The following is a 21,703-nucleotide window of genomic DNA, read 5'->3' as shown; positions in this document are numbered from 1 at the left end:
CGGACATCAGCATCGATTCCGGCCAAAAACAGCAATGAGCAGTCCCGCCGCGCTTCTTCAATCCGACACATTGGGCTCGCGCCTGACGTCGCGCGGCGATCTCACCAGCTTTTTCATGGAGTTGACCGCCGAGATCGGTGCCGACAGCTATATGCTGGTCGCCATCGTCCACGATCAGGACCGCAACGACGCGCGCATCGTCTCGTCCAATTGGATTTTCGACGCCATCGAACTGATCGGCAAGCGGCTGATCGCTGGCCTTGCCCAGGGCGCGCTCACCGTCGCGCCGGGCATGCGTCCAAGGCCGCTGGTGTCGGCGCAGGCACCACAGGCCGAGGGGCTGGTCTCCGGCGAAGAGGCACGTCTGCTCGACGTGCTCGGCCACGCCGAGATCTATTCGCTCAGGCTGAATGTCGGCCGCCAACGCCTGTTCGCGCTGTTCTCGGCGGCAGCCGCCGGCCGGATCGACCAGCCAGCGCTGATGAAGGCGCAGCTGAAGTGCTGCTACGCGCTCTCGCATATTCCGCAACTGATCGCCGCCGCCGCCATGCAGGATCCGCTGTCGGACCGCGAGCGCGAATGCCTGTTCTGGGTCTCGGAAGGCAAGACCACGGACGAGGTTGCCGTCATCCTTGGCGTGTCCTCCAACACCGTCAACAGCTACATCACCCACGCCATCCAGAAATTCGCGGCCAGCAACCGCGCGATGGCCATCGCCACGGCGATCAGGAGCGGCATCATTTGAAACAGGCCGACGTCAAGCAGGCCGCCGAGGCCCTTTTCAACGACCAGCGCAATCCGTTCGGTGCCTTCTCGCTCGGCTCCGAAACGCATCACGCCGTGACCATTCCCGATGCTGTGCGGCGCTGCCGGTGGATCGCCGTCGACATCAATGCCTCGGCCTTCGGCCTGTTCTTCGTCAGCCCGTCGCTCGAGCGGGCGCGGCTGGTGCCGTGCTTCGATTCCGACTATCCCGGCATATCGGTGGCGACCAAGTTCATCTCGGGCGCCAATGGCGAGGAGATCGTGCGCCATAGCAGGATCTCGACCGAACCGCGCTGGTGGACGGATGACGGTGTGGCGGCCATGAGCGAGATGTTCGGCGGCCTTGCCTGGACCGAGCAGATGGCGCCGCTGGCGCCCGGCAGCAGCGGCATCGCCTTTCCCGTCCACGCCGATCGCGGCCAGTGCGGCCTCGTCGTCTTCCTCGGCTCGGAGATCGCCCTGCCGCAGGACGCGCTCTATGAAATCCACGCCCGTTGCTTTTCGCTGTTCGCCGCTGTCGCCCGCATGCGGCCGGGCGATGTCGGCAAGACGCGCGCGATCTCCAAACGCGAGCTCGAATGCCTGAAGCTGACCGCCAACGGCAATACCAGCGAGGAGATAGCGCGGCTGCTGAAACTGTCGGTGCATACTGCCAACCAGTATCTCACCCAGTCGACCCAGAAGCTCAACGCCGTCAACCGCAACCAGGCGGTCGCCAAGGCGCTGCGGCTCGGCCTGATCGAATAGTTAGAACGCCAGCGGCTCGACCTTGCGGATACGAGCCTGTTCGACCACCGCCTCGAGCAGGGCGGTGTTGTGCTCGGGGTCCTCGCCGGGCTTTTCGAACGACACGTAGTTGACCGCGACCGAGGCGCCTTTTTCGCTCAGCGTCAGCTGGAAATAGACGGTGACGCCGGGCGGCCGAAGCTCGAGATCGAGCACGATGCGCGGGCTACCGCTCCAGTCGACATGAGCCTCGCCGCCATGGCCGAGCCTCAGCGTGCCCGGCTTGAAGAACAGCTCCGCCGCGGAATCGACCAGGTCCGACAGGCAGGCGAAATGCTCCAGCCGGATGAAGGCGATATAATCGGCGACATCGATCAGCCTGAGCTCCGCCACGACTTGCTCGATGGCGCTGGCGACGATGATCTCGCGGGAGTTGGCGTGCGGTTGGCGGTTCATGAAATCTGTCTGCGCTCAGCCTTTTTCGAGTAGACGATCCGCACCAGTTCGGCGACGGCCTGGTAGAATTGCGACGGGATCACACTATCGACCGAAACTTGCTTGTACATGGAGCGGGCGAGCGCCACGTCCTCGAAGATCGGGATGTTGTGCTCGCGCGCGATTTCGCGGATCTTGAGCGCCACCAGATCCTGCCCCTTGGCCAGCACCAACGGTGCCGAATCCTCGTCGCGCACATATTTCAGCGCGATCGAGAAGTGCGTCGGGTTGGCGATGATCAACGTCGCGCGCGGCACCGCCGTCATCATCCGCTTGCGAGCGCGGTCGCGCGCCAGCGAGCGCAGCCGCGACTTAACGATCGGGTCACCCTCGGACTGCTTGAACTCGTCCTTGACCTCCTGCTTGCTCATGCGCAGGTCCTGCTTCCAGTGGAAGCGCGACCAAACGATGTCGATCGCCGCGATCAGGCCCATGACGAAGACGATCGCCACCAGTATGTCGACCGCGATGCCGCGGATGACGAGGCCGAAGGCGACGGGATTGGTGATCATGCCGGCGAGCAGCTTGCGGTGATCCTCGGACAGCGTGAAGGCGAGCACGACGATGGCGAAGCCCACCTTGCCGAGCGCCTTCAGGAACTCGACCCAGCCCTGCACCCCGAACAGCCTGTTCCAGCCCTTGACGATCGAGATGCGCGACAGCTGCGGCCTGATGCGTTCGCCGACGAATTGCGGCATGTTCTGGAACACCGAGGCGCCGATGCCGGCGATGGTCAGGAGCACCAGCAGGCTGAGGATGGCACGGCCCACCTCCAGCATGACGATCTTGTAGAGCGCGATGACGTCGGTCTCGGTGTCCATGGGCCAGGCTTCCGGCTTCTCCAGGAACATCGACAGGAACATGCCGAGATCGACAATGGCATCCTTGGCGTAGAAGACGGTGAACACCAGTATGGCGACGAAGGAGGCCAGGAGCGCGGTCTCCCTCGAATGAGGCAGCTTGCCCTGTTCGATGGTGTCGCGGATCTTCTTTTCCGTCGCTTCTTCGGTTTTGGAATCCTTGTCGACCGCCTCTGCCATGATCCGGCCTTAGGCGGCGGCGTTCTGGGTCGCGGGAAGCTCGAACGCGCCTTCGCGCGCCAGCCGGATTGTCGTCGTCACGATCGTCTTGCGCGCCGCCATGATGTCGGCGAGGGGGACCCCTTCGGATCCTTGTCCGAGTTCGGCTTCGATCATGCGCCGCGAGCGCGCGCCGATCGCCGACAGCGCCGCTTCGGCAAGGATCGCCGAAGTGCCGCGCAGCGCCAGCGTGACCAGTTCGGTGGACAGCCCGTCGAATAGAAGCACGCGCGCTTTCTGGGTAAGCAGCGGCAAATCGTCGAAGGCGAACAGCCGAGCCCGGACGCCGTCGAGATCGGGCGTGCCGGCGGCCTCCAGGTCCTGCATGACCTCCTCGAGCAGCGGCTTGTCCAATTCGTTGAGAACGCTGGCGACGCGCGCCTGTCCGGCCGATGTATCCTTGGTCGCGGTTTCCGCCAGCACGCTGGTGCGCAGCCGGTTTTCGACGATCCTGCTGGCGGCGTCGGGAACATTGGCCATCGTCACCATGCGCTTGATGATCTCGCCGCGCGTCAGCTTGCTCAACGTCAACAGCACGCTCGCCGCCGCCTGCGGCGCCAGCTTCGACAGCACCATGGCCGCAGTCTGCGGATGTTCACCGGCCAGGAAAGTACCAAGCCGCACCGGCTCGAGCTTCTCGAGCTCGGGCCAGATCGGCGGCGGACCTTCCGGCGCAACCTCGAATTTCTTGTCACCCATGATCGCGCTCATCTCTTCCGGTGACAGCGATTCATTGAGGATGGTGTCCATCCTGTCGGCGGAATCGAGCAGTCCCGCCCCTTCGGTGAACTCCGCCTCGAACTCGGCGACGATGCGCTCGAGATCGCCTTGCGGAATGGTCCTGAGCAGCCGGGCGCCCTCGATAAGCGCCTTCAATTCCTCCTGCTTGAAGAATTTCAAGAGGCGGCTGGCCGACGGCTTGCCCATCGCCACCAGTATGGCGGCCGCCTTCTGCGGACGCGTCAGGGAAAGGGACGTCGTCATGCCTTTCGCTCCCGCTGCCGCCGGCAAGACCCGCGACGCATCTTCACGCGCCCTTCGTGCCGGCGATGATTTCGGTCAGCCTGATGCCGAAGCGCGACGGGTCGCTTTCGAGCACGGTGATCTCGCCGCGCGCTATTCTGCGGCCGTTGACCACCACGTCGACCGGTTCGCCGATGCGGCGGTTGAGCGCCACCGTGGAGCCCTTCTGCAGCGCCATCAGGTCGGACACCGGCATCTCGGTGCTGCCGAGGATGATCTGGACGTCGACGGGGATATTCATGATGACGCTCGAATTGGCAGCGGACGCGGCCTTGAACGCAATATCGGGGCGCTGTTCCTCTTCATGCAGAACCCCGCGCAATTCCTCGATGGCGCGGTCGAGCTGCTCGTCCGGCTGGTCGATTTCGGCTTCTGCCTTGGTCTTGGCCATGCATCGTCTCCAAAAGCTCAGGCGTGCCCGGCACCAGCCGGCATGAGCCCGTCGATAAAATCCTGTCCGGCATCATAGGGATGCTTGATCCGGACGGTGTAATTCTGTCCCAGCTTGCCGAACTCGCATACGAACAGCGTCTTGCCGCGCGCGCCGAGACGCGCTTGCGATTGCGCCGTTTCTTCGAATTCGATGATCTGGCCAATTTCGAAATCGGCAAGATCGCCGAGCGTCAGTCGGGCCAGCGGCATGGTCGCCTCGAGCGCCACCGTGGAGCGCATCACTTCTTCCGAAAAGCGCGCGCGCCAGCTGGCGCCCTGATCGTTCTCCCCGCCGGCGGCAGCGCTGTCCCGGCTGGCCAGCACGACACGCTGCGGCATCGTAACCGTGACGGTGCCGCTGTCGGCCGGCGTCGAGATGCCAAAGACGATGCGGATTGCAGCGCCATCGCGCAACACGTGTCGTTTGGCTTCGGTGCCCGACATCGCCCGCGGCACTGGCAGGCGCAGGTCGAGCGACCGTCGCCCCGATCCGTTCAGTGCCTGCGCGACCTGCTGGAACACCATGGTCGAAACATCGACCTCGATCTGCGACAGATCACGCTCTATCGGCGATGCCGGCATCTCCGGGTCGCCGCCGAACAGCGTGCAAAGCGTGACCGCGATCGCCGGCGCATCGATCACCAGGGTCATGGCATCGGAGGACGTGGCTGACGCAACGATGGTCATGGCAAACGTATCGCCGGCACGGGAGCGGGCCTCCGCGACGCGGCTGACCTCGACGCCCCTGAGATCGACGGTGACCGGAACTCCAAGCTCACTGGTCAGGCTCTTCTGCAGCAGCGGCGCAGCGCGCTCTGCCATGCCCCGGCCGGTGCCGATGACCTGGGCGGCCTCGCCGCTGTCGCCGACCAGGCGCTCGATGATCAGCGAGCGCGCTTGTGAGGGACTGCCGGGACTGGTCATGACAATGTCGGCACCGATCTGTCGCGCATCGCTCAGGCGGCCCTTTTCTCGGCGGAGCCGGTGTTCATCGTGCTCTGCTCGACGGCGTCGATGGTCGGCCGCTCATAGGACGATATGGTCTTGCGGCCGAACTCGATCGCCACCTGCGGCAGGGCGCCGTTCATATAGGCGAGCAACGTCTGCTTGACGATAATGTAGAGGCGGTTCTTCTTCTCGCGCACCGTCTTGATCTTGGTGGCGACGGGCCCGACCACCGCGTAAGACAGGAAGATGCCGAGGAAGGTACCGACGAGGGCGGCGCCGATCAGGCCGCCAAGGATTTCCGGCGACTGGTCGAGCGCGCCCATCGCCTTGACCACGCCGAGCACGGCGGCGACGATGCCGAGCGCCGGCAGGCCGTCGCCGACCGCCACCAGCGCGTGGTAGGCTTTCATCTTGTCGGACTTGATGGTCTGGATTTCCTCATCCATCAGCGCCTCGATCTCGTGCGAACGGGCGTTGCCGATGATGATGATCCGGCAATAGTCGCAGATGAAATGCGTCAGGTCGTGGTTCTTCAGCACGGTGGGGAATGCCTGGAAGATCGCCGATTCCTCGGGATTGTCGATATGGGCCTCGACCTCGCTGCGCGACTTCGAACGCAGTTCACGCATCAGGCTGTGCAGCACGCCGAGCGTTTCCAGATAATCCTGCTCCTTCGGCACGGCCTGCTTGAAGGCTTCGAGGATGCCCCTGCCGGTGTCCTTGACCGTTTTCATCGGATTGGCGACGAGGAAGGTGCCGAGTGCGGCGCCGCAGATAACCACCGCTTCCCAGGGCTGCATCAGCACATGCAGATGCCCGCCCATGGCCATGAAGCCGCCAAGGACGCAGCCGAGCGTCACCACCAGTCCAATCAGAATGCCCACGAGAGGTCCTTCCGCATTTCAAGTCAGCTGCAAGGAATAGTCCCCGTGCCTTGTGTGAGGCTTGAATCGGAGCGGCATCGAGCCGATTGGCGCGATTCAGTTTCGCGCAAGGAAGTGAGTCTATTGTGCTGGCATAGCTTCGGCCGGAGGCGCGTCCTTGCTCAGTACCTATACCAGCTACCAGTTGATCACCAGGGACATCGACAAGTCGATCGACCGCATCGAAAAGCAGCCGACGGTCGATCGCGACACCAAATATTATCTGGACAACATCACCAAGGTGAAATCGATCGACGATTTCGTCAACAATGACCGTTTGTTCAAATATGCCATGAAGGCCTACGGCCTGGAAGACATGGCTTACGCCAAGGCGTTCATGGTCAAGGCGCTCAAGGAAGGCGTTTCCGACCCCGACAGTTTCGCCAACAAGCTGACCGACAAGCGCTACGCCGAATTTGTCAGCGCCTTCAACTTCGCAGCCAACGGCGCCAATACCACCGTTTACAACAAGGCGCAGCAGCTGGTGACCGGCAACTATGCGCTGCAAGTCCAGATCGGCGCCTCGCAGGCGGGCTTCTCTTACTATCAGAGCGAAACCGCCTATTATGTCACCAACATCTCCAAGGTTAAGTCGATCGACGACCTGATGGGCGACAGCCGCCTGCTGACATACGCGATGGCCGCATTCGGGCTCGACGCCGAAACCGAACCGGCCGCAACGGTCAGGGCGATGCTCGAAGGTGGCGTCAGCGATCCCAACAGTCCCGCCAACAAGCTGACCGACAAGAGTTACGCCAACTTCGTCTCGAGGTTCGACTTCGCCCAGTATGGCGATCAGACGACCACGCGCGACAACGTCCAGCAGGCGGTGCCTAAGGGCTACATGGCCGGAGCCGGGCTGACGTTGGTCAAGCCGAGCGCGCAGTACGTCAAGGGCGAGGCCGACTACTACGCGGCAAACGTTTCCAAGGTGAAGTCGATTGACGACCTCATGGCGGACAAGCGCCTGCTTACATTCGCCATGGCGTCCTATGGACTGGATGCGTCAACCGAAACCCCGCGGCAGATCCGCGCCATGCTCGAGGGCGGCGTGAGCGATCCCAACAGCCCTGCAAACAAGCTGACCGATAAACGATACGCCAACTTCGTCACGGCCTTCGATTTTGCCCAATATGGCGATCAGACGACCACGCGCGACGCAGTGCTGAAAGATACGCCGAAAATCTACACGACAGGGTCGGCGCTTGGCCTGATCAAGCCAAATGCGGACTACATCAAGTCGGAGACCGCATATTATCTGGCCAACATCACGAACGTGAAATCCATCGACGATCTGATGGCCAACAGCCGCTTGTACAATTATGCCCTCTCGGCCTACGCGCTCGATCCGGCGACAGAGAGGAAGGATCTCATCCGCAGCGTTCTGGCCGGTGGCGTCCGCGACCCCGACAGCGTCGCCAACAAGATGACCAACAAAGCCTATGCCGGGCTCGCCTCCGCCTTCAACTTCGAACAATACGGCGAAGCGGCCACCACGACCAATCCGGCACAGCAGCCGACCGTCGACAAATACATGCGCCAGACGCTGGAGGAGGATGCCGGCCAAACCAACGAGGGCGTACGGCTGGCGCTCTATTTCCAGCGCAAGGCGCCTGATATCACCAGCTGGTACGATGTGCTCGCCGACACCGCTCTTGCCAGCGTGGTGCGCACAGTGCTCGGCTTGCCCGATTCCTTCGCCACCGCCGACGTCGACAAGCAGGCGCAGCTGTTCGAGCAGAAGCTCGACATTTCTGATTTCTCCGACCCCGAAAAGCTCGGCAAGTTCCTGACCCGCTTCACCTCCATGTACGAGATCAACCACCCGACCTCTTCAGCCGTGTCGTCGATCAGCGTGCTCTTCGCCAAGCCGGTCACGGCGGGGATCTCCACCGACCTGATGATGGCCATGCAGAAGTTGAAGTTCTGACCATGCGGGACAGTCTCTACGTCGCCCTTTCCTCGCAGATCGCGCTCGAGCGTCGGCTCGACACGATCGCCGACAATGTCGCCAACGCCTCGACCGTCGGCTTTCGCGCCACCGGCGTGAAGTTCGAGGACGTGGTGTCCGGCACCGGGCCGAAATCCGTGTCCTTCGCCTCCTCGGGCAAGACCTACCTTTCCGGCGCCCATGGCTCCCTGACCGAGACCGGCAATCCGTTCGATTTCGCCATACAGGGCGACGCCTGGTTCGCCATCGAGACGCCGGTCGGCACCGTCATGACCCGCGATGGCCGCTTCTCGATGAACGAGAATGGCGAGCTGATGTCGGTCGAGGGCCATCCCGTGCTCGACGCCGGCGGCGCACCGATCCAGCTCGACCCCCGCAACGGCCCGCCCAAGGCCGGAGCCGACGGATCGTTGCGCCAGAACGATCAGCTGGTAGGCTCCATCGGCCTGTACAATTTCGATCCGGGTGAGAATTTCGTGCGCTACGGCAATTCCGGCATCGTGCCGGCGCGCACGCCCGAGCCGGTGACCGATCGAGCCGATATCGGCGTCGCCCAGGGCTTTGTCGAGGAATCCAACGTCAATCCGGTGCTGGAGATGACGCGGCTGATCATGGTCCAGCGCGCTTTCGAGAACACCGCCGCCCTGATGCGGCAGACTGACTCCTCCACCGACGAGGCGATCAAGACGCTCGGCTCGAAGTAGCATGTCGCTCGACCAGCCAACCCTGCGCGCACCCGAAAGACTGCCCCAGCCAACGCCGGAAGACCGGCTTGCCGCGCTGGAGCGGATATGGCGGCGCTTCAGCGATGCCGAGGGACTGCTCAAACGCGGCGGCCTCGTCACCGAAGTCACATCGACGCATTACAAGGTGCGCGGCCTTTCGGATTTCGCCAGGCTGGGCGATCTTGTCGAACAGCGCGGCCATGCCGGCACGCGCCGCGGCGAGATCGTCAAGATCAGCCGCGACGAGATTGTCGTGGCCCCCTTCGAACGCAGTGCCGATGCCGGCATAGGCGACGCCGTTTTCCGTCGCGGTCCGCTCGCCGTGGCGCCGCATGCTTCGTGGCGCGGCCGCACGATCGACGCGCTCACCCGGGCGATCGACGGTGGCCCGCCATTGATCAGGGGCGACGGCATGTCCGGGGCCGCCACGCCCGGCGCCATGGCGCGCCAGCGCGTCGGCACCGCCTTCATGACCGGGGTCAAGATCATCGACATTTTCACGCCGCTCTGTTTCGGCCAGCGCATGGGCGTCTTTGCCGGTTCCGGTGTCGGCAAGTCGACGCTGCTGGCCATGCTCGCCGGCGCAGACGCCTTCGACACCGTGGTCGTGGCGCTGATCGGCGAACGCGGCCGCGAGGTCCGCGAATTCCTCGAGGACACGATCGGCGACAGCATGGCCAAGACCGTAGCCGTCGTCGCCACCAGCGACGAAAGCGCCATGATGCGCCGGCGGGCGCCGGACACCGCGATGCGTGTCGCCGAACATTTTCGCGACCAGGGCCACCGCGTGCTTCTGGTGCTGGATTCGATCACCCGCTTTGCCCACGCCCTGCGCGAAGTGGCGACGGGAACGGGTGAGCCGCCGGTCGCGCGCGGCTATCCGGCTTCGGTTTTCACCGAGCTGCCGAAGCTGCTCGAACGCGCCGGGCCGGGAGTGGAAGGGAAAGGATCGATCACCGCGATCATTTCCGTGCTGGTCGACGGCGACGACCACAACGATCCGGTGGCCGATTCCGTGCGCGGCATCCTTGACGGCCATGTCGTGCTCGACCGCGCGATCGCCGAACAGGGCCGCTATCCGCCGGTCAATCCGCTGTCGTCCATATCACGCCTGGCCGGCAAGGCCTGGAGCGTCGAGCAGCGCGCGCTGGTGACGCGGCTGAAGTCGATGATCTCCCGCTTCGAGGACACGCGCGACATCCGCCTGCTCGGCGCCTACCAGGGCGGCGCCGACGTGGAACTCGATATGGCGGTGCGCCAGGTACCCCTGATCTACGAGGCGCTGATGCAATCGCCGAAGGACCGCCCGTCCGCTGATCCGTTCTCCGATCTCGCCCGCCATCTCAAGGGAAAGCAGAATGCCGAACAAGGGGACTGAGCTCCAGCATACCGAGCGTATCCTGCGCGAAATGATCGCCGAGGCGAAAGCCGAAGAAGAGATCGAAGCCAGCCGCAACTCGGCCATCGACGGGCTCTTCGCCGCCCCGCAATGGCCGCAGCCGCCCAAGACCGCGTTTCCCAGGCTGGGCAAGAAGGCCGGCCGGCGCAGCGATTTCGTCATCGCCGCGCTCGGCATCACGCTCGGCCTGATCTGCGCGCTGTTCCCCTGGTATATCTTCTTCAATCAGGAACAGTTCGGCGTCCAGGCAATCAAGTTCGGCGGCACCGGCACCAATTCTGGACGCGAGGGCGGCGGCGTGGTTGCCGAGCGCAGCGCGCCGCTGACGGCCAAGGACGTTCCGAATGCCAATATCGACCTGCTTGCCACCGGAACCGTGCAGGACGATCCCAGCGCCGCCCCGGCACCAGATGACCAGCCCTTTCCGGCCGACGTCACCAAATTCCGCATGGTCCACGTCGCCAATGGCCGCGCCATGATCGAGGACGACACCGGGCTGTGGATGGTCCAGCGCGGCTCGATACTGCCGGATTCCAACAAGGTGTCGTCGATCGAGCAACGCAACGGCAAATGGGTGATGGTCACCAGCGCCAACCAGGTGATCGAGCTTTCCAGATAAGTTCGCCGCGCTTGCCGGTTGCGTCCGCCCGCAAGGTCCGCGCAAGACTGGCGGCCTAGTCTTTGGGCACACGCCCGGAGATTCCCATGGAGCCCGTTTCTCTTTTCGATCTCGCCGCCAAGCAGGCGCAATGGCTGGCCGTGCGTCAGTCGGCGGTCGCCGGCAACATCGCCAACGCCAACACGCCGGGCTATACGGCAAACGATGTCGAGCCGTTCGAAAAGGTGCTCGACCGCGCGGCGGTGTCGTTGCAGACGACACAGGCCGGACATCTCGGCAGCGCCGCGACCAATGCCGGTTTCGCGATCAAGCCACAGGAAGACGACGGCGTCGTCATGCCGTCCAAAAACACCGTCGTGCTCGAGGACCAGCTTCTCAAGGCCGGTGAGGTGCGCCGCTCCTTCGAGCTCAACACGGCAATCGTCAAGGCATTCCATTCGATGATGATGATGGCGGTGAAGAGCTGACCATGGACGCGCTCACAGCAGCCCTCAAAGTAGCAGCCTCCGGCCTCGGCGCCCAGTCGGAGCGGCTGCGCGTGGTTTCCGAAAACCTCGCCAATGCCCAGTCGACCGGCACCACCCCCGGCTCCGACCCCTATCGCCGCAAGACCATCAGCTTCGTCTCGGAGCTCGACCGGACCACTGGCAGCTCAACGGTCGAAGTGAACTCGATCGACCGCGATCCCAGCGATTTTCCCGTGGAATTCCAGCCCGGCAACGAGGCCGCCGACGACAAGGGCTACGTCAAGATGCCCAACGTCAACGTGCTGATCGAAATGGCCGACATGACCGAGGCCAACCGCTCCTACGAGGCCAACCTGCAAGTCGTGAAGCAGGCGCGCGATCTCATTTCAATGACCATCGACCTGATGAGGAACCAATGATCGTGAACGGCATCGGCGCGCTAAACCTGAAGCCTGGACTTGGCGACACGGCGACTGAGCTGCTTCAGGGCGGCGTTGCGCCCGCGACCGCAGGCAACCTCGGCACCTCCTTCGCCGAGGCGCTGAGCCAGGCGGCCACAAAGACCGTCAACACGCTGCAGAACGCCGAGCAGGTCTCGGTCCAGGCGCTCAAGGGCGACGCCGACACCCGCCAGGTCGTCGATGCCGTGATGAGCGCCCAGCAGGCGCTGCAGACCGCCGTCGCCATCCGCGACAAGGTCGTCTCGGCCTATCTCGAAGTCAGCCGCATGGGCATCTGAGGAGTTCGGCCATGAAAGCACTCGCCATCGCCGCCACCGGCATGAACGCCCAGCAGACCAATCTGGAAGTCATCGCCAACAATATCGCCAACATCAACACCACCGGCTACAAGCGGGCGCGGGCCGAATTCTCCGACCTGCTCTACCAGGTCGACCGCACGCAAGGCGTGCCCAACCGCTCCAACGCCTCGCTGGTGCCGGAGGGCGTCTCGATCGGCCTCGGCGTCAAGACCACCGCCGTGCGCAACGTCCACACCCAGGGTGAACTGACCAGCACCGGCAACAGTTTCGACATGGCGCTCACCGGCAGGGGCTGGTTCCAGATCGAAGGCGCCGATGGCGGCACGCTCTACACCCGCGCCGGCGCCTTCAACACCAACGCCACAGGCCAGCTGGTGACGGTGGACGGCGCCAGCGTCATTCCAGCGATCAACGTCCCGGTCGACGCCGTCGAGGTCATCGTCAACAAGACGGGCCAGGTCTTCGCCCGCATCGATGGCCAGACCGACCTGCAGAATCTCGGCCAGCTCCAGATCGTCAACTTCGCCAACGAAGCGGGACTGGCGCCGCTCGGCGACAATCTGTTCCAGGAAACGACCGCCTCTGGCCCGGCCAATGCCGGCGTGCCCGGCGATCCCGGCTTCGCCACCATCCAGCAAGGCTATCTCGAGGCCTCCAACGTCGACCCGGTCAAGGAAATTACCGAACTGATCTCGGCGCAGCGCGCTTATGAGATGAATTCCAAGGTCATCCAGGCCGCCGACGACATGGCCTCGGTCGTCTCCAAGAACATCAGGTAACGACAATGGCCGGTCCGGTCTCCTGCTCCGCGTTCCGCCGCACCGCGCTCGTCCTTGCGCTGGTGACCGGCGGCATGCCGGCTTTCGCGCAGGACGCGGCCAACCGGTCGGCAACGCAGATCGCCAGCAGCCAGCCTGCCGGCGAGGTCGTGCTGATCCCAAACCGGGTCATTTATCCCGGCGAGACCATCGAGCTCGCGGCCCTCAAGCAGGTGACCCTCATCCCCGGCAAGCACAAGCCCGACGCGGTGGCGACCCTTGCCGAGGAACTCCAGGGCAAGATCGCCAAGCGCACGCTGCTGCCCGGCCGCTACATCCCCGCCGCCGCCATTCGCGACGCCTGGCTGGTCGAGCAGGGCGCAGCCGTGCAGGTCTTCTTCATCGCCGGCGGACTGACGATATCGGCCACCGCCGTGACCTTGCAGCCGGGCTCGGCCGGCGATCTCATCAAGGTTCGCAACAGCGACAGCGGCAAGATTCTCTCCGGCACGGTGATGGCCGACGGAACCATCCAGGTCAGCGCTTCATGATGCGTCCGCTTGCTCTTCTGCTTGCAGCCGCGCTCGGCCTGCAGCCTGCCTTGGCCGACGGCCTCACGCCCAAGGCCAAGCGCGAACTCGCCGCCAGGAATGGCGGCGTCTATGACGATCCTGAATATGATCCGGCCACCACCACGCGCATGTTCCGCGTCTCGCCCGGGCCAAGCTCGCTGCCGCCGGGCCAGGTCGCCTCGCGCATCAAGGACATCGCGCAGCTGCAGAGTTCGCGCGACAACCAGCTCGTCGGCTACGGCCTGGTCATCGGCCTCGCCGGATCGGGCGACAGCTTGCGCAACTCGCCGTTCACCGAACAGTCGATCCGCGCCATGCTGGAGAATCTCGGCATCGCCACCGAAGGCGGCAGAGCGCGCGCCAAGAACGTCGCCGCCGTCATCGTCACCGCCAACATGCCGCCCTACGTACAGTCGGGCGCGCGCATCGACATCGACGTCTCCTCGATGGGCGACGCCACCTCGCTCGCCGGCGGCACGCTGATCATGACGCCGCTGAAGGCGGCGGACGGTGAGATCTATGCCGTCGGCCAGGGCGCGGTCATCGTTTCGGGCTTCACCGCCCAGGGTCAGGCCGAGCAGTTGACGCAAGGCGTCCCGACCGCGGGCCGCGTGCCGAACGGCGCCATCATCGAGCGTGCCGTGAAGGCCGAGTTCGATGACCAGCCGATACTGACGCTGCAGCTGCGCAATCCCGATTTCTCGACCGCCATTCGCATCGCCGACGCGATCAATGACTACACCAGCCAGCGCTTCGGCATGCGCGTGGCGGCCGAGCGCGATTCCCGCACCGTGCAGATCAGACGGCCGAAAAGCGTCTCGGCGGCCCGCTTCTACGCTGAGATCGAGAACCTCGTGGTCGAATCCGATACGCCGGCCCGCGTCGTCATCGATGAGCGCACCGGCACCATAGTCATCGGCAACGACGTCAAGATCTCGCGCGTGGCCATCAGCCACGGCACGCTGACGGTGCGCATCACCGAAGCACCACGCGTCGTGCAGCCCGAACCCTTCTCCAAGGGCGAAACCGCCGTCGAGCCGTTTACCGCCATCGACGCCAGCCGGCCCGACGCACGCGTCGCCGTGCTCGACGGCCCCGACCTGCAAACCCTTGTTTCCGGTCTCAACCGCCTCGGCGTGAAGCCCGACGGCATCATTGCCATCCTGCAAGGCATCAAGTCGGCCGGCGCCCTGCAGGCCGACCTGGTTCTCCAATAGGCGATGCCGATGATCTCCTCCCTCTCATTCCATCAAGGACGCCGCCCCGCCGCGATCCTGTTCGCGGCCTGCGCTCTGGCGGCCTTTTCCAGCGGCGTGCATGCCGAGGAAGCCGTCCGCCAGGTCCTGCCGGGGGCGCCGCCCGCACCCGCGCCGCAGCTGTTGGCCCGGGAGAAGGCTCCCGACCAAAGCGAGATCGAGCGCTTCTGCTCCAACATAGCCGACGCCGCCCGCGACCGCCGCTACGTGTTGCAGGCGGAGGAGTTGAAACAGCTCCAGGCCGGCATCGACCAACGCATGAAGGCACTGGACGAAAAGCGGGCCGAATACGAGACCTGGCTGAAGCGGCGCGAGGTGTTCCTGGCCCGGGCCGAGGACAGCGTCGTCAAGATCTATGCCGGCATGAAGCCCGACGCGGCGGCCGAGCGCCTGGCCATTGTCAATGCCGATCTAGCCGCGGCCATCCTGATGAAGCTGGATTCGCGCAAGGCCGGCGTCATCCTCAACGAAATGGACCAGAAGGCGGCGGCGACGCTCACCGGCATCATGGCCAGCGCAGCCCGAAGGGTAGATCCGTCATGATCCGCAGAACGCTTATCCTGTGCGCGGTCGCAGCTTTGTCCGGCTGCGGCACCAATCTCAAGGAGATCGGCAGGGAGCCTTCCCTGTCGCCGGTCGGTTCCGGCATCGGCAATGAAGGAGCTTCGCCCTACAGCTATCCCGAGCCGCCTGCGGCGCCGGTCAAGAAATTCTCGCTGTGGGACGATCGCCAGAGCCGGCTGTTCACCGATCCCAGGGCGTTGCGCGAAGGCGACATTCTCACCGTCAGGATCAAGCTCAACGACAAGGCCAACTTCAAGAACCAGAACGACAGGAGCCGCACCGCCTCGCGCAAGCTGGGTTACGACGTCACGCTCGGATGGGAAGACAAGAGCACGAGCGGCAAGGGCGACGCCGGCCTGAGCTCCAGCACCGAAACCAATGCGGACGGCGAGATCAAGCGCTCGGAGAACCTGGAGCTCAACGTTGCTGCCGTCGTCACCGAAGTCCTGCCCAATGGCAATTTGATGATCAGGGGCTCGCAGGAAGTGCGTGTCAATTATGAGCTCAGGGTGCTCACCATCGCCGGCATGGTGCGCCCGTCGGATATCGGCGCGGAGAACACCATCTCCTACGAACGCATCGCCGAGGCGCGCATCTCCTATGGCGGCCGCGGCCGCGTCAGCGAGGTCCAGCAGCCGGCCTACGGCCAGCAGATCCTCGACCAGGTTCTTCCGTTCTAGGGCATTGGAGACCGCAGCACCGTGGCCAGCGTCGAACAGGTTCCGTCTCGCAAGGGTCCTTCCCTTGCCGTCCAGGGCGCCATGCTGCTCCTGGTGACGGCCGCCGCCATCGGCATGGGCTGGCTGTCCGGCGGCTATCTCAAGGGTGTGGGGGCACCGGCATCGGTACCCGTCGCGCCGGAAAACGAGGGCAAGGTACCCAAGCCCGCCGACGCGCAAGAGCCCGGCACGGGACCGTCACTCGTCGCGCTGGCGCCGATCACCACCAACATCGCCTCGCCCGCCGAGACCTGGATCAGGATGGAAGTGTCGGTGGTCTACGACGCGCCGCAGCCGCCGGCAATGTCGGATGAGATCCATCAGGATCTTCTGGCCTTCGTGCGCACCCTGAAGATGCACCAGATAGAAGGCGCTAGCGGCTATCAGCACCTGAAGGCCGATATCGAGGAGCGCGCCTCGATCCGCAGCCAGGGGCATGCCAAGCAGGTACTCATCAGGACGTTGCTGCTCGAATGAAGAAATTTCTTCTTGCCGCGGCGCTGCTCGGCGCCGCCACATCGATCGCAACGGCCCAGCAACTGGACCTCGGCGGCATCGGCAAGGCCGACGGCACCACCGTTGGCTACATCATCCAGATGTTCGGCCTGCTCACCGTGCTTTCGGTGGCGCCGGGCCTGCTGATCATGGTGACAAGCTTCACCCGTTTCGTCATCGCCTTCTCGATCCTGCGTGCCGGCATCGGCCTGCAGTCGACGCCGGCGAACCTTATCCTCATTTCGCTGTCGCTGTTCATGACCTTCTATGTCATGGCACCGACCTTCGACCAGGCCTGGAATACCGGCGTCAAGCCGCTGATGGACAACCAGATCAGCCAAACCGAGGCTTTCGAGAAGATTTCCGATCCCTTCCGCACCTTCATGCTGCACAATGTGCGCGACAAGGACTTCGACCTGTTCGCCGACCTCGCGCGCGAACGCGGCCAGACCGTTGCGAAGGAAACCGTCGACCTGCGCATCCTGGTGCCCGCCTTCATGATCTCCGAGATCAGGCGCGGCTTCGAGATCGGCTTCCTGATCGTGCTGCCGTTCCTGGTCATCGACCTGATCGTCGCCACCATCACCATGGCGATGGGCATGATGATGCTGCCGCCGACGGTGGTGTCGCTGCCGTTCAAGATCCTGTTCTTCGTGCTGATCGACGGCTGGAACCTGCTTGTCGGCAGCCTGGTGCGCTCCTTCAACTGATCGCGCCCGGCGCCGAACCGCGCCCTCCCGTTTTTCTCGACAATATTTTTCGATTAACCGTCCGGTTTAGTCCTTTGGTAGGGACTTGCCGCCATATTCCCCGCAGATGGCGGGTGATCGGGTCTCAGACAGATCATTGGCATGATGCCGCTCCGTCATACCGGCCAATCCGGTATGTCAAAAAACACCTGTAAAAAGTAAGGTACGAGTAGACATGGCCAGTATCATGACCAATGCCTCGGCGCTGACCGCGCTGCAGAGCTTGAACGCCACCAACAAGAACCTCGAAACCACCCAGGCCCGCATCTCGACGGGCTATCGCGTTTCCCAGGCTTCGGACAACGCCGCTTACTGGTCGATCGCCACCACGATGCGTTCCGACAACCAGCAGATGTCGACCGTTTCGGACGCGCTCGGCCTCGGCGCCTCGAAGGTCGATACCGCTTACACCGGCATGAACAGCGCGATCGACACCATCAACCAGATCAAGACCAAGCTGACCGCCTCTTACGGCCAGACGGATGCCGACAAGGAAAAGACCCAGACCGAAATCGCCGCCCTTCAGAAGCAGCTGAAGGCCTATGCCGACGGCGCCAGCTTCTCCGGCACCAACATGCTGTCCGTGGACAGCGGCACGGGCACGTCCGTGGCGGACATCAAGATCGTTTCGGCCTTCAACCGTGACGCTTCCGGCGCGGTATCGATCTCGACGATCGACGTCAACGTGGAAAGCACCAAGCTGTACGAGGCGGGTACCACGGCCGGCACCGCGAAGGGCATCCTCGACGCCGCGCGTCTGGGCACCGACGGCAGCGTCACCGCCACGGCGGCTACTCCGGCTGCTGGTGCTACCGTTGCGGCCGGCGACACCTATTCGGTCGCCAGCCTGAAGATCTTCGACTCCGCAACGGGCAAAGGCTTCAGCGACGACCAGATCTCGGGGATGATGAACGTCGTCGACGCCGCGCTCAAGGACATGACGAACGCCGCCACCACGCTCGGCGCCGCCAAGAGCAGCATCGACCTGCAGAAGACCTTCACGCAGAGCCTGATGGACTCCATCGACCGCGGCGTTGGCCAGCTCGTCGATGCCGACATGAACAAGGAATCGACCCGCCTCCAGGCCCTGCAGGTTCAGCAGCAGCTCGGCATCCAGGCGCTGTCGATCGCCAACGGTTCGTCGCAGTCGATCCTGTCGCTCTTCCGCGGCTGATCGCCTTCACCATCCACGAACAGCACCAAGATATCGGGCCGCGCCAAAAGCGCGGCCCGATTGCGTTTGCTCCAGCCCCGCGCAATCCTCGTTCCTTAACTGTCGAAAGCTGACTTTTAACAGGGCGTTAACCATATCGCGCTAGCTATGGTTAACCAATAGCTTACGACAGGTTGTCGAATCGGCCCGACCGGCACGATCGCAGCCGATGGGCAGGCCGACCAGGCCTGTGGGCATGCCGGCTTAGAGAAGGAGCGAGTTTCTTGGCGAGCATCATGACGAACGCTGCGGCGTTGACTGCACTTCAAAGCCTCAACGCCACCAACAAGTCGCTCGAGCAGACACAGGCCCGCGTCTCGACGGGCTATCGCGTCTCCGAGGCCTCCGACAACGCGGCCTACTGGTCGATCGCCACCACCATGCGCTCCGACAACCAGGCGCTCTCGACCGTGCAGGATGCGCTCGGCCTCGGCGCCTCGAAGGTCGACACCGCCTATACCGGCATGAACAATGTGCTGGACACGATCGGCAAGATCAAAACCAAGCTGCTTTCGACCGTCGGCCAGACGGATGCCGCCAAGGCAAAGACGCAGACCGAAATCACGGCGCTTCAGGCGCAGATGAAATCCTTTGCCGACGCCGCCACCTTCTCCGGTTCGAATTTCCTGTCGGTGATCTCCAAGCAGGTGTCGGCCGCCAATGACGGCGTCCAGCCCGACTCCAAGATCGTGTCCTCGTTCAACCGCACCTCGTCCGGCGCCGTCCAACTCGGGACGATTGACATCGATGTCGAGAGCACCAAGCTTTTCGATTCCGGTCTCGCCGGCGAGGTCAAGAACCAGGGCATTCTCGACCGCAAGACATCGGTCTATTCGACCGCGGCCGCGCAGACCCTGTATGACACCGCCTATGCGGCATCGATCGCGGGTGGATCAACGGATATCGCAGCCAACACCGCCGGCCAGACCGCGGCGGGGGCGGTTGCCAAGGTCGACAATATTTCCGCCTACAATCTCGACATCACTGCGGCGGGCGTGACCGACGACATCATCACCCAGATGATCACCAAGATCGACAACGTCATGAGCCAGCTGACCGATTCCGCCACCATCCTCGGTTCGGCCAAGAGCAGCATCGACCTGCAGAAGACCTTCACGCAGAGCCTGATGGACTCCATCGACCGCGGTGTCGGCCAGCTCGTCGATGCCGACATGAACAAGGAATCGACCCGCCTTCAGGCGCTCCAGGTGCAGCAGCAGCTCGGCATCCAGTCGCTGTCGATCGCCAACAGTTCCTCGCAGTCGATCCTGTCGCTGTTCAAGAGCTGACCGCCCACTCGACGTCTTCACCTCAAGGTTGACGGGCCGCGCGCCGAGCGCGGCCCGATTTCATTTTCGCACAAGCTTCGAGGGCTAGTGTTCCAGCGGACAGTCATGCTGGGAGTAGTCGACCGTGCCGGAACAGATCCAGAGCATCATCGCGAATCTCCGCGGGTTTGGCGTGAAGCGCCTGGCCATGCTGGCGGGCATCGCCGCATTGGTGATGAGCGTCATCGGTGTCGCTTCCGTCTATCTCAACCGTCCGGCCTACGACACGCTCTATGTCGGGCTCGACCGCGCCGACGTGAACCAGATCGGCCTCGTGCTGGGCGAGGCCGGCATCGGCTTCGACGTCGGCTCCGACGGAACCTCGGTCCTGGTCCCGGCCGGCACCACCGCGCAGGCCCGCATGCTGCTTGCCGAAAAGGGCCTGCCGACCAGCGCCAATGCCGGCTACGAACTGTTCGACAATGTCGGCTCGCTCGGCCTGACCTCCTTCATGCAGCAGATCACGCGTGTGCGTGCGCTGGAGGGCGAGATATCGCGCACCATCCAGTCGATCGCCGGCGTCAAGGCGGCGCGTGTCCATATCGTCATGTCCGAGCGTGCCAATTTCCGCCGCGACGAGCAGCAGCCCTCCGCGTCGGTCGTCATCCGCTACGCCGGCATCGACGCCGAGAAAAGCGCCATGTCGATCCGCCATCTCGTCGCCGCCGCCGTTCCCGGCCTGTCGGCCGACAAGGTGACGGTGCTCGATTCCAACGGCAATCTGCTGGCGGCGGGAGACGATCCCTCCAACACAAGTGCCGCCCGCACGCTGGGCGTCGAGCAGACCGTCGAGGCGCAGATCGGTGACAACATCCGGCGCGCCCTCACCCCGTATCTTGGCCCGGACAATTTCCGCGCCAGCGTCAAGGCCGACGTCAACACCGATACCCGCCAAACCGAGGAGACGATCTTCGATCCGGAGTCGCGCGTCGAGCGTTCGGTGCAGTCGGTGCGCGCCAACGAGAACAACAACCAGAAGCAGGCCTCCACCCCGGCCAGCGTCGAGCAGAACCTGCCCGAGACGCAGACGACCGCCACCGAGGGTCCGCAATCCTCCTCGCAGAACGACCGCAGGGAAGAGATCACCAACTACGAGATCAACTCCAAGAAGATCGCCACCGTCTCCAACGGCTACAGCGTCACCAAGATGTCTATCGCCGTGGTCGTCAACCAGGATCGGCTGAAGGCGATCCTGGGCAAGGACGCCACGCCCGAACAGATCGCCAAGCGCGTCGCCGACATCCAGAAGATGGTGACCTCTGCCACCGGCTTCGACGACAAGCGCGGCGATGTCATCGACGTCTCGGCGGTCGAGTTCATCGACGGGCTCGACGGCGAGGCGATCCCGCAGGCCGGAATGCTCGATTCCGTCGGCCAGCACGCCGGCACGCTGATCAATGCCGGCGCCTTCATCGTCGTGGTGTTCCTGGTGGCCTTCTTCGGCCTGCGCCCGATGGCGGCGGCCCTGACAGCAAAGGCGACGCCGTCCATAGCCGGTCCCAATTTCGACGAGGTCCAGCGCTCGCTGCCGACGCCAGAGGGCACGGCTTCCGCCGAAGCCGGCTCGGCCGTCGGCGCCTTGCCGGGCGTGCGGGCCGGCTCCACGCCGCTCGACGACCTGCGCCAGAAGATCAGGCCCGCGCCGCAGGAGCGGCTTGCCCGCATGGTCGACCTCAACGAGGAGCGCACAGCGCAGATCCTGCGCAAATGGGCGGCCCAGGAAGTCGCGGTGTAGTC

Annotated in this window: 25 protein-coding genes; 19 read left to right on the top strand and 6 right to left on the bottom strand. The window is 64.0% G+C overall.

Annotated features, from left to right (window positions below; translation table 11 throughout):
- The first annotated feature begins 34 nt into the window (after nucleotides 1-34).
- The gene (locus FJ972_RS09415; protein WP_140496200.1) at nucleotides 35-745 is read left to right on the top strand and encodes a helix-turn-helix transcriptional regulator; all 711 of its coding nucleotides are present in this window, start codon (nucleotides 35-37) and stop codon (nucleotides 743-745) included.
- Nucleotides 742-1,512: a helix-turn-helix transcriptional regulator gene (locus tag FJ972_RS09410; protein ID WP_140513628.1), complete on the top strand. Its 771-nt coding sequence runs from the start codon at nucleotides 742-744 to the stop codon at nucleotides 1,510-1,512. Before FJ972_RS09415 ends, FJ972_RS09410 begins: the two co-directional genes overlap by 4 nt.
- Here FJ972_RS09410 and FJ972_RS09405 read toward each other — a convergent pair whose 3' ends face one another.
- Genes FJ972_RS09405 through motA form a run of 6 tightly spaced genes read right to left on the bottom strand, consistent with a single transcriptional unit; the run spans nucleotide 1,513 to nucleotide 6,352 of the window.
- On the bottom strand, nucleotides 1,513-1,947 hold the full coding sequence (locus FJ972_RS09405; protein WP_140496202.1) for a hypothetical protein: 435 nt from the start codon (nucleotides 1,945-1,947) through the stop codon (nucleotides 1,513-1,515).
- A complete protein-coding gene (flhB, locus tag FJ972_RS09400) occupies nucleotides 1,944-3,026 on the bottom strand; it encodes a flagellar biosynthesis protein FlhB (protein ID WP_140522313.1) in 1,083 nt (360 codons plus the stop codon). The genes FJ972_RS09405 and flhB overlap by 4 nt, the downstream gene beginning before the upstream one ends.
- Before the next feature lie 9 nt (nucleotides 3,027-3,035).
- Entirely contained in the window at nucleotides 3,036-4,049 is a 1,014-nt protein-coding gene (locus FJ972_RS09395; RefSeq protein WP_140522315.1) for a flagellar motor switch protein FliG, read from the bottom strand.
- A gap of 43 nt (nucleotides 4,050-4,092) precedes the next feature.
- Nucleotides 4,093-4,479 carry a flagellar motor switch protein FliN gene (gene fliN / locus FJ972_RS09390; protein WP_140496205.1) on the bottom strand — a complete coding sequence of 129 codons (387 nt, stop codon included), beginning with the start codon at nucleotides 4,477-4,479 and terminating at the stop codon, nucleotides 4,093-4,095.
- Nucleotides 4,480-4,496: 17 nt separating this feature from the next.
- Nucleotides 4,497-5,444, bottom strand: a complete 948-nt coding sequence (locus tag FJ972_RS09385; RefSeq protein WP_140522317.1) for a FliM/FliN family flagellar motor switch protein — start codon at nucleotides 5,442-5,444, stop codon at nucleotides 4,497-4,499.
- Between the two features lie 32 nt (nucleotides 5,445-5,476).
- Nucleotides 5,477-6,352 carry a flagellar motor stator protein MotA gene (motA, locus tag FJ972_RS09380; RefSeq protein ID WP_140496207.1) on the bottom strand — a complete coding sequence of 292 codons (876 nt, stop codon included), beginning with the start codon at nucleotides 6,350-6,352 and terminating at the stop codon, nucleotides 5,477-5,479.
- A gap of 157 nt (nucleotides 6,353-6,509) precedes the next feature.
- Between motA and FJ972_RS09375 the strand changes: the two genes are divergently transcribed.
- The 17 genes from FJ972_RS09375 to fliF all read left to right on the top strand — a co-directional run bounded on the left by FJ972_RS09375 (nucleotide 6,510) and on the right by fliF (nucleotide 21,701).
- Complete coding sequence (locus tag FJ972_RS09375; protein ID WP_140522319.1) at nucleotides 6,510-8,321, top strand: DUF1217 domain-containing protein; 1,812 nt, start codon at nucleotides 6,510-6,512, stop codon at nucleotides 8,319-8,321.
- 2 nt (nucleotides 8,322-8,323) lie between these two features.
- Nucleotides 8,324-9,046 (top strand): flagellar basal-body rod protein FlgF, encoded by a 723-nt coding sequence (gene flgF / locus FJ972_RS09370; protein ID WP_140513633.1) that lies wholly within the window; start codon nucleotides 8,324-8,326, stop codon nucleotides 9,044-9,046.
- A 1-nt stretch (nucleotide 9,047) separates the two neighbouring features.
- Nucleotides 9,048-10,445, top strand: a complete 1,398-nt coding sequence (gene fliI / locus FJ972_RS09365; RefSeq protein WP_140513634.1) for a flagellar protein export ATPase FliI — start codon at nucleotides 9,048-9,050, stop codon at nucleotides 10,443-10,445.
- Nucleotides 10,426-11,085, top strand: coding sequence for a hypothetical protein (locus FJ972_RS09360; RefSeq protein ID WP_140522320.1), 660 nt, complete (start codon nucleotides 10,426-10,428; stop codon nucleotides 11,083-11,085). Before fliI ends, FJ972_RS09360 begins: the two co-directional genes overlap by 20 nt.
- A gap of 86 nt (nucleotides 11,086-11,171) precedes the next feature.
- Complete coding sequence (gene flgB / locus FJ972_RS09355; RefSeq protein ID WP_140496212.1) at nucleotides 11,172-11,552, top strand: flagellar basal body rod protein FlgB; 381 nt, start codon at nucleotides 11,172-11,174, stop codon at nucleotides 11,550-11,552.
- A gap of 2 nt (nucleotides 11,553-11,554) precedes the next feature.
- Nucleotides 11,555-11,971, top strand: coding sequence for a flagellar basal body rod protein FlgC (gene flgC, locus FJ972_RS09350; RefSeq protein ID WP_140496213.1), 417 nt, complete (start codon nucleotides 11,555-11,557; stop codon nucleotides 11,969-11,971).
- Complete coding sequence (locus tag FJ972_RS09345; RefSeq protein WP_181168599.1) at nucleotides 11,968-12,291, top strand: flagellar hook-basal body complex protein FliE; 324 nt, start codon at nucleotides 11,968-11,970, stop codon at nucleotides 12,289-12,291. The genes flgC and FJ972_RS09345 overlap by 4 nt, the downstream gene beginning before the upstream one ends.
- A gap of 11 nt (nucleotides 12,292-12,302) precedes the next feature.
- Nucleotides 12,303-13,091: a flagellar basal-body rod protein FlgG gene (gene flgG / locus FJ972_RS09340; protein WP_140513636.1), complete on the top strand. Its 789-nt coding sequence runs from the start codon at nucleotides 12,303-12,305 to the stop codon at nucleotides 13,089-13,091.
- Between the two features lie 5 nt (nucleotides 13,092-13,096).
- On the top strand, nucleotides 13,097-13,621 hold the full coding sequence (flgA, locus tag FJ972_RS09335) for a flagellar basal body P-ring formation chaperone FlgA (protein ID WP_140496215.1): 525 nt from the start codon (nucleotides 13,097-13,099) through the stop codon (nucleotides 13,619-13,621).
- Entirely contained in the window at nucleotides 13,618-14,859 is a 1,242-nt protein-coding gene (locus FJ972_RS09330; RefSeq protein ID WP_140522322.1) for a flagellar basal body P-ring protein FlgI, read from the top strand. Before flgA ends, FJ972_RS09330 begins: the two co-directional genes overlap by 4 nt.
- A gap of 3 nt (nucleotides 14,860-14,862) precedes the next feature.
- Entirely contained in the window at nucleotides 14,863-15,441 is a 579-nt protein-coding gene (locus FJ972_RS09325) for a MotE family protein (protein ID WP_181169624.1), read from the top strand.
- Nucleotides 15,438-16,142, top strand: a complete 705-nt coding sequence (gene flgH, locus FJ972_RS09320; RefSeq protein WP_140496218.1) for a flagellar basal body L-ring protein FlgH — start codon at nucleotides 15,438-15,440, stop codon at nucleotides 16,140-16,142. The genes FJ972_RS09325 and flgH overlap by 4 nt, the downstream gene beginning before the upstream one ends.
- Nucleotides 16,143-16,223: 81 nt before the next feature.
- Nucleotides 16,224-16,658: a flagellar basal body-associated FliL family protein gene (locus FJ972_RS09315; protein ID WP_263483070.1), complete on the top strand. Its 435-nt coding sequence runs from the start codon at nucleotides 16,224-16,226 to the stop codon at nucleotides 16,656-16,658.
- Nucleotides 16,655-17,386 (top strand): flagellar type III secretion system pore protein FliP, encoded by a 732-nt coding sequence (gene fliP, locus FJ972_RS09310; protein ID WP_140513640.1) that lies wholly within the window; start codon nucleotides 16,655-16,657, stop codon nucleotides 17,384-17,386. The genes FJ972_RS09315 and fliP overlap by 4 nt, the downstream gene beginning before the upstream one ends.
- 214 nt (nucleotides 17,387-17,600) lie before the next feature.
- Nucleotides 17,601-18,599 (top strand): flagellin, encoded by a 999-nt coding sequence (locus FJ972_RS09305; protein ID WP_140496221.1) that lies wholly within the window; start codon nucleotides 17,601-17,603, stop codon nucleotides 18,597-18,599.
- A 263-nt stretch (nucleotides 18,600-18,862) separates the two neighbouring features.
- Nucleotides 18,863-19,927: a flagellin gene (locus FJ972_RS09300; protein ID WP_140496222.1), complete on the top strand. Its 1,065-nt coding sequence runs from the start codon at nucleotides 18,863-18,865 to the stop codon at nucleotides 19,925-19,927.
- A gap of 124 nt (nucleotides 19,928-20,051) precedes the next feature.
- Nucleotides 20,052-21,701 (top strand): flagellar basal-body MS-ring/collar protein FliF, encoded by a 1,650-nt coding sequence (gene fliF, locus FJ972_RS09295; RefSeq protein WP_140522324.1) that lies wholly within the window; start codon nucleotides 20,052-20,054, stop codon nucleotides 21,699-21,701.
- Nucleotides 21,702-21,703: the final 2 nt, after the last annotated feature.

The organism is Mesorhizobium sp. B2-1-1 (assembly GCF_006442975.2).
Taxonomy (GTDB): Bacteria; Pseudomonadota; Alphaproteobacteria; order Rhizobiales; family Rhizobiaceae; genus Mesorhizobium.
Note: the sequence above shows the minus strand (reverse complement) of the source record. Positions and strands in the feature narration are given on the sequence as shown.

What these genes read in the sequence shown, in the direction of transcription:
- FJ972_RS09415 (WP_140496200.1), top strand. Translation starts at nt 35, where the DNA reads ATGAGCAGTCCCGCCGCGCTTCTTCAATCCGACACATTGGGCTCGCGC.
- FJ972_RS09405 (WP_140496202.1), bottom strand. Translation starts at nt 1,947, where the DNA reads ATGAACCGCCAACCGCACGCCAACTCCCGCGAGATCATCGTCGCCAGC.
- flhB (WP_140522313.1), bottom strand. Translation starts at nt 3,026, where the DNA reads ATGGCAGAGGCGGTCGACAAGGATTCCAAAACCGAAGAAGCGACGGAA.
- FJ972_RS09395 (WP_140522315.1), bottom strand. Translation starts at nt 4,049, where the DNA reads ATGACGACGTCCCTTTCCCTGACGCGTCCGCAGAAGGCGGCCGCCATA.
- fliN (WP_140496205.1), bottom strand. Translation starts at nt 4,479, where the DNA reads ATGGCCAAGACCAAGGCAGAAGCCGAAATCGACCAGCCGGACGAGCAG.
- FJ972_RS09385 (WP_140522317.1), bottom strand. Translation starts at nt 5,444, where the DNA reads ATGACCAGTCCCGGCAGTCCCTCACAAGCGCGCTCGCTGATCATCGAG.
- flgF (WP_140513633.1), top strand. Translation starts at nt 8,324, where the DNA reads ATGCGGGACAGTCTCTACGTCGCCCTTTCCTCGCAGATCGCGCTCGAG.
- fliI (WP_140513634.1), top strand. Translation starts at nt 9,048, where the DNA reads ATGTCGCTCGACCAGCCAACCCTGCGCGCACCCGAAAGACTGCCCCAG.
- FJ972_RS09360 (WP_140522320.1), top strand. Translation starts at nt 10,426, where the DNA reads ATGCCGAACAAGGGGACTGAGCTCCAGCATACCGAGCGTATCCTGCGC.
- flgB (WP_140496212.1), top strand. Translation starts at nt 11,172, where the DNA reads ATGGAGCCCGTTTCTCTTTTCGATCTCGCCGCCAAGCAGGCGCAATGG.
- flgC (WP_140496213.1), top strand. Translation starts at nt 11,555, where the DNA reads ATGGACGCGCTCACAGCAGCCCTCAAAGTAGCAGCCTCCGGCCTCGGC.
- FJ972_RS09345 (WP_181168599.1), top strand. Translation starts at nt 11,968, where the DNA reads ATGATCGTGAACGGCATCGGCGCGCTAAACCTGAAGCCTGGACTTGGC.
- flgG (WP_140513636.1), top strand. Translation starts at nt 12,303, where the DNA reads ATGAAAGCACTCGCCATCGCCGCCACCGGCATGAACGCCCAGCAGACC.
- flgA (WP_140496215.1), top strand. Translation starts at nt 13,097, where the DNA reads ATGGCCGGTCCGGTCTCCTGCTCCGCGTTCCGCCGCACCGCGCTCGTC.
- FJ972_RS09330 (WP_140522322.1), top strand. Translation starts at nt 13,618, where the DNA reads ATGATGCGTCCGCTTGCTCTTCTGCTTGCAGCCGCGCTCGGCCTGCAG.
- FJ972_RS09325 (WP_181169624.1), top strand. Translation starts at nt 14,863, where the DNA reads ATGCCGATGATCTCCTCCCTCTCATTCCATCAAGGACGCCGCCCCGCC.
- flgH (WP_140496218.1), top strand. Translation starts at nt 15,438, where the DNA reads ATGATCCGCAGAACGCTTATCCTGTGCGCGGTCGCAGCTTTGTCCGGC.
- FJ972_RS09315 (WP_263483070.1), top strand. Translation starts at nt 16,224, where the DNA reads ATGCTGCTCCTGGTGACGGCCGCCGCCATCGGCATGGGCTGGCTGTCC.
- fliP (WP_140513640.1), top strand. Translation starts at nt 16,655, where the DNA reads ATGAAGAAATTTCTTCTTGCCGCGGCGCTGCTCGGCGCCGCCACATCG.
- FJ972_RS09305 (WP_140496221.1), top strand. Translation starts at nt 17,601, where the DNA reads ATGGCCAGTATCATGACCAATGCCTCGGCGCTGACCGCGCTGCAGAGC.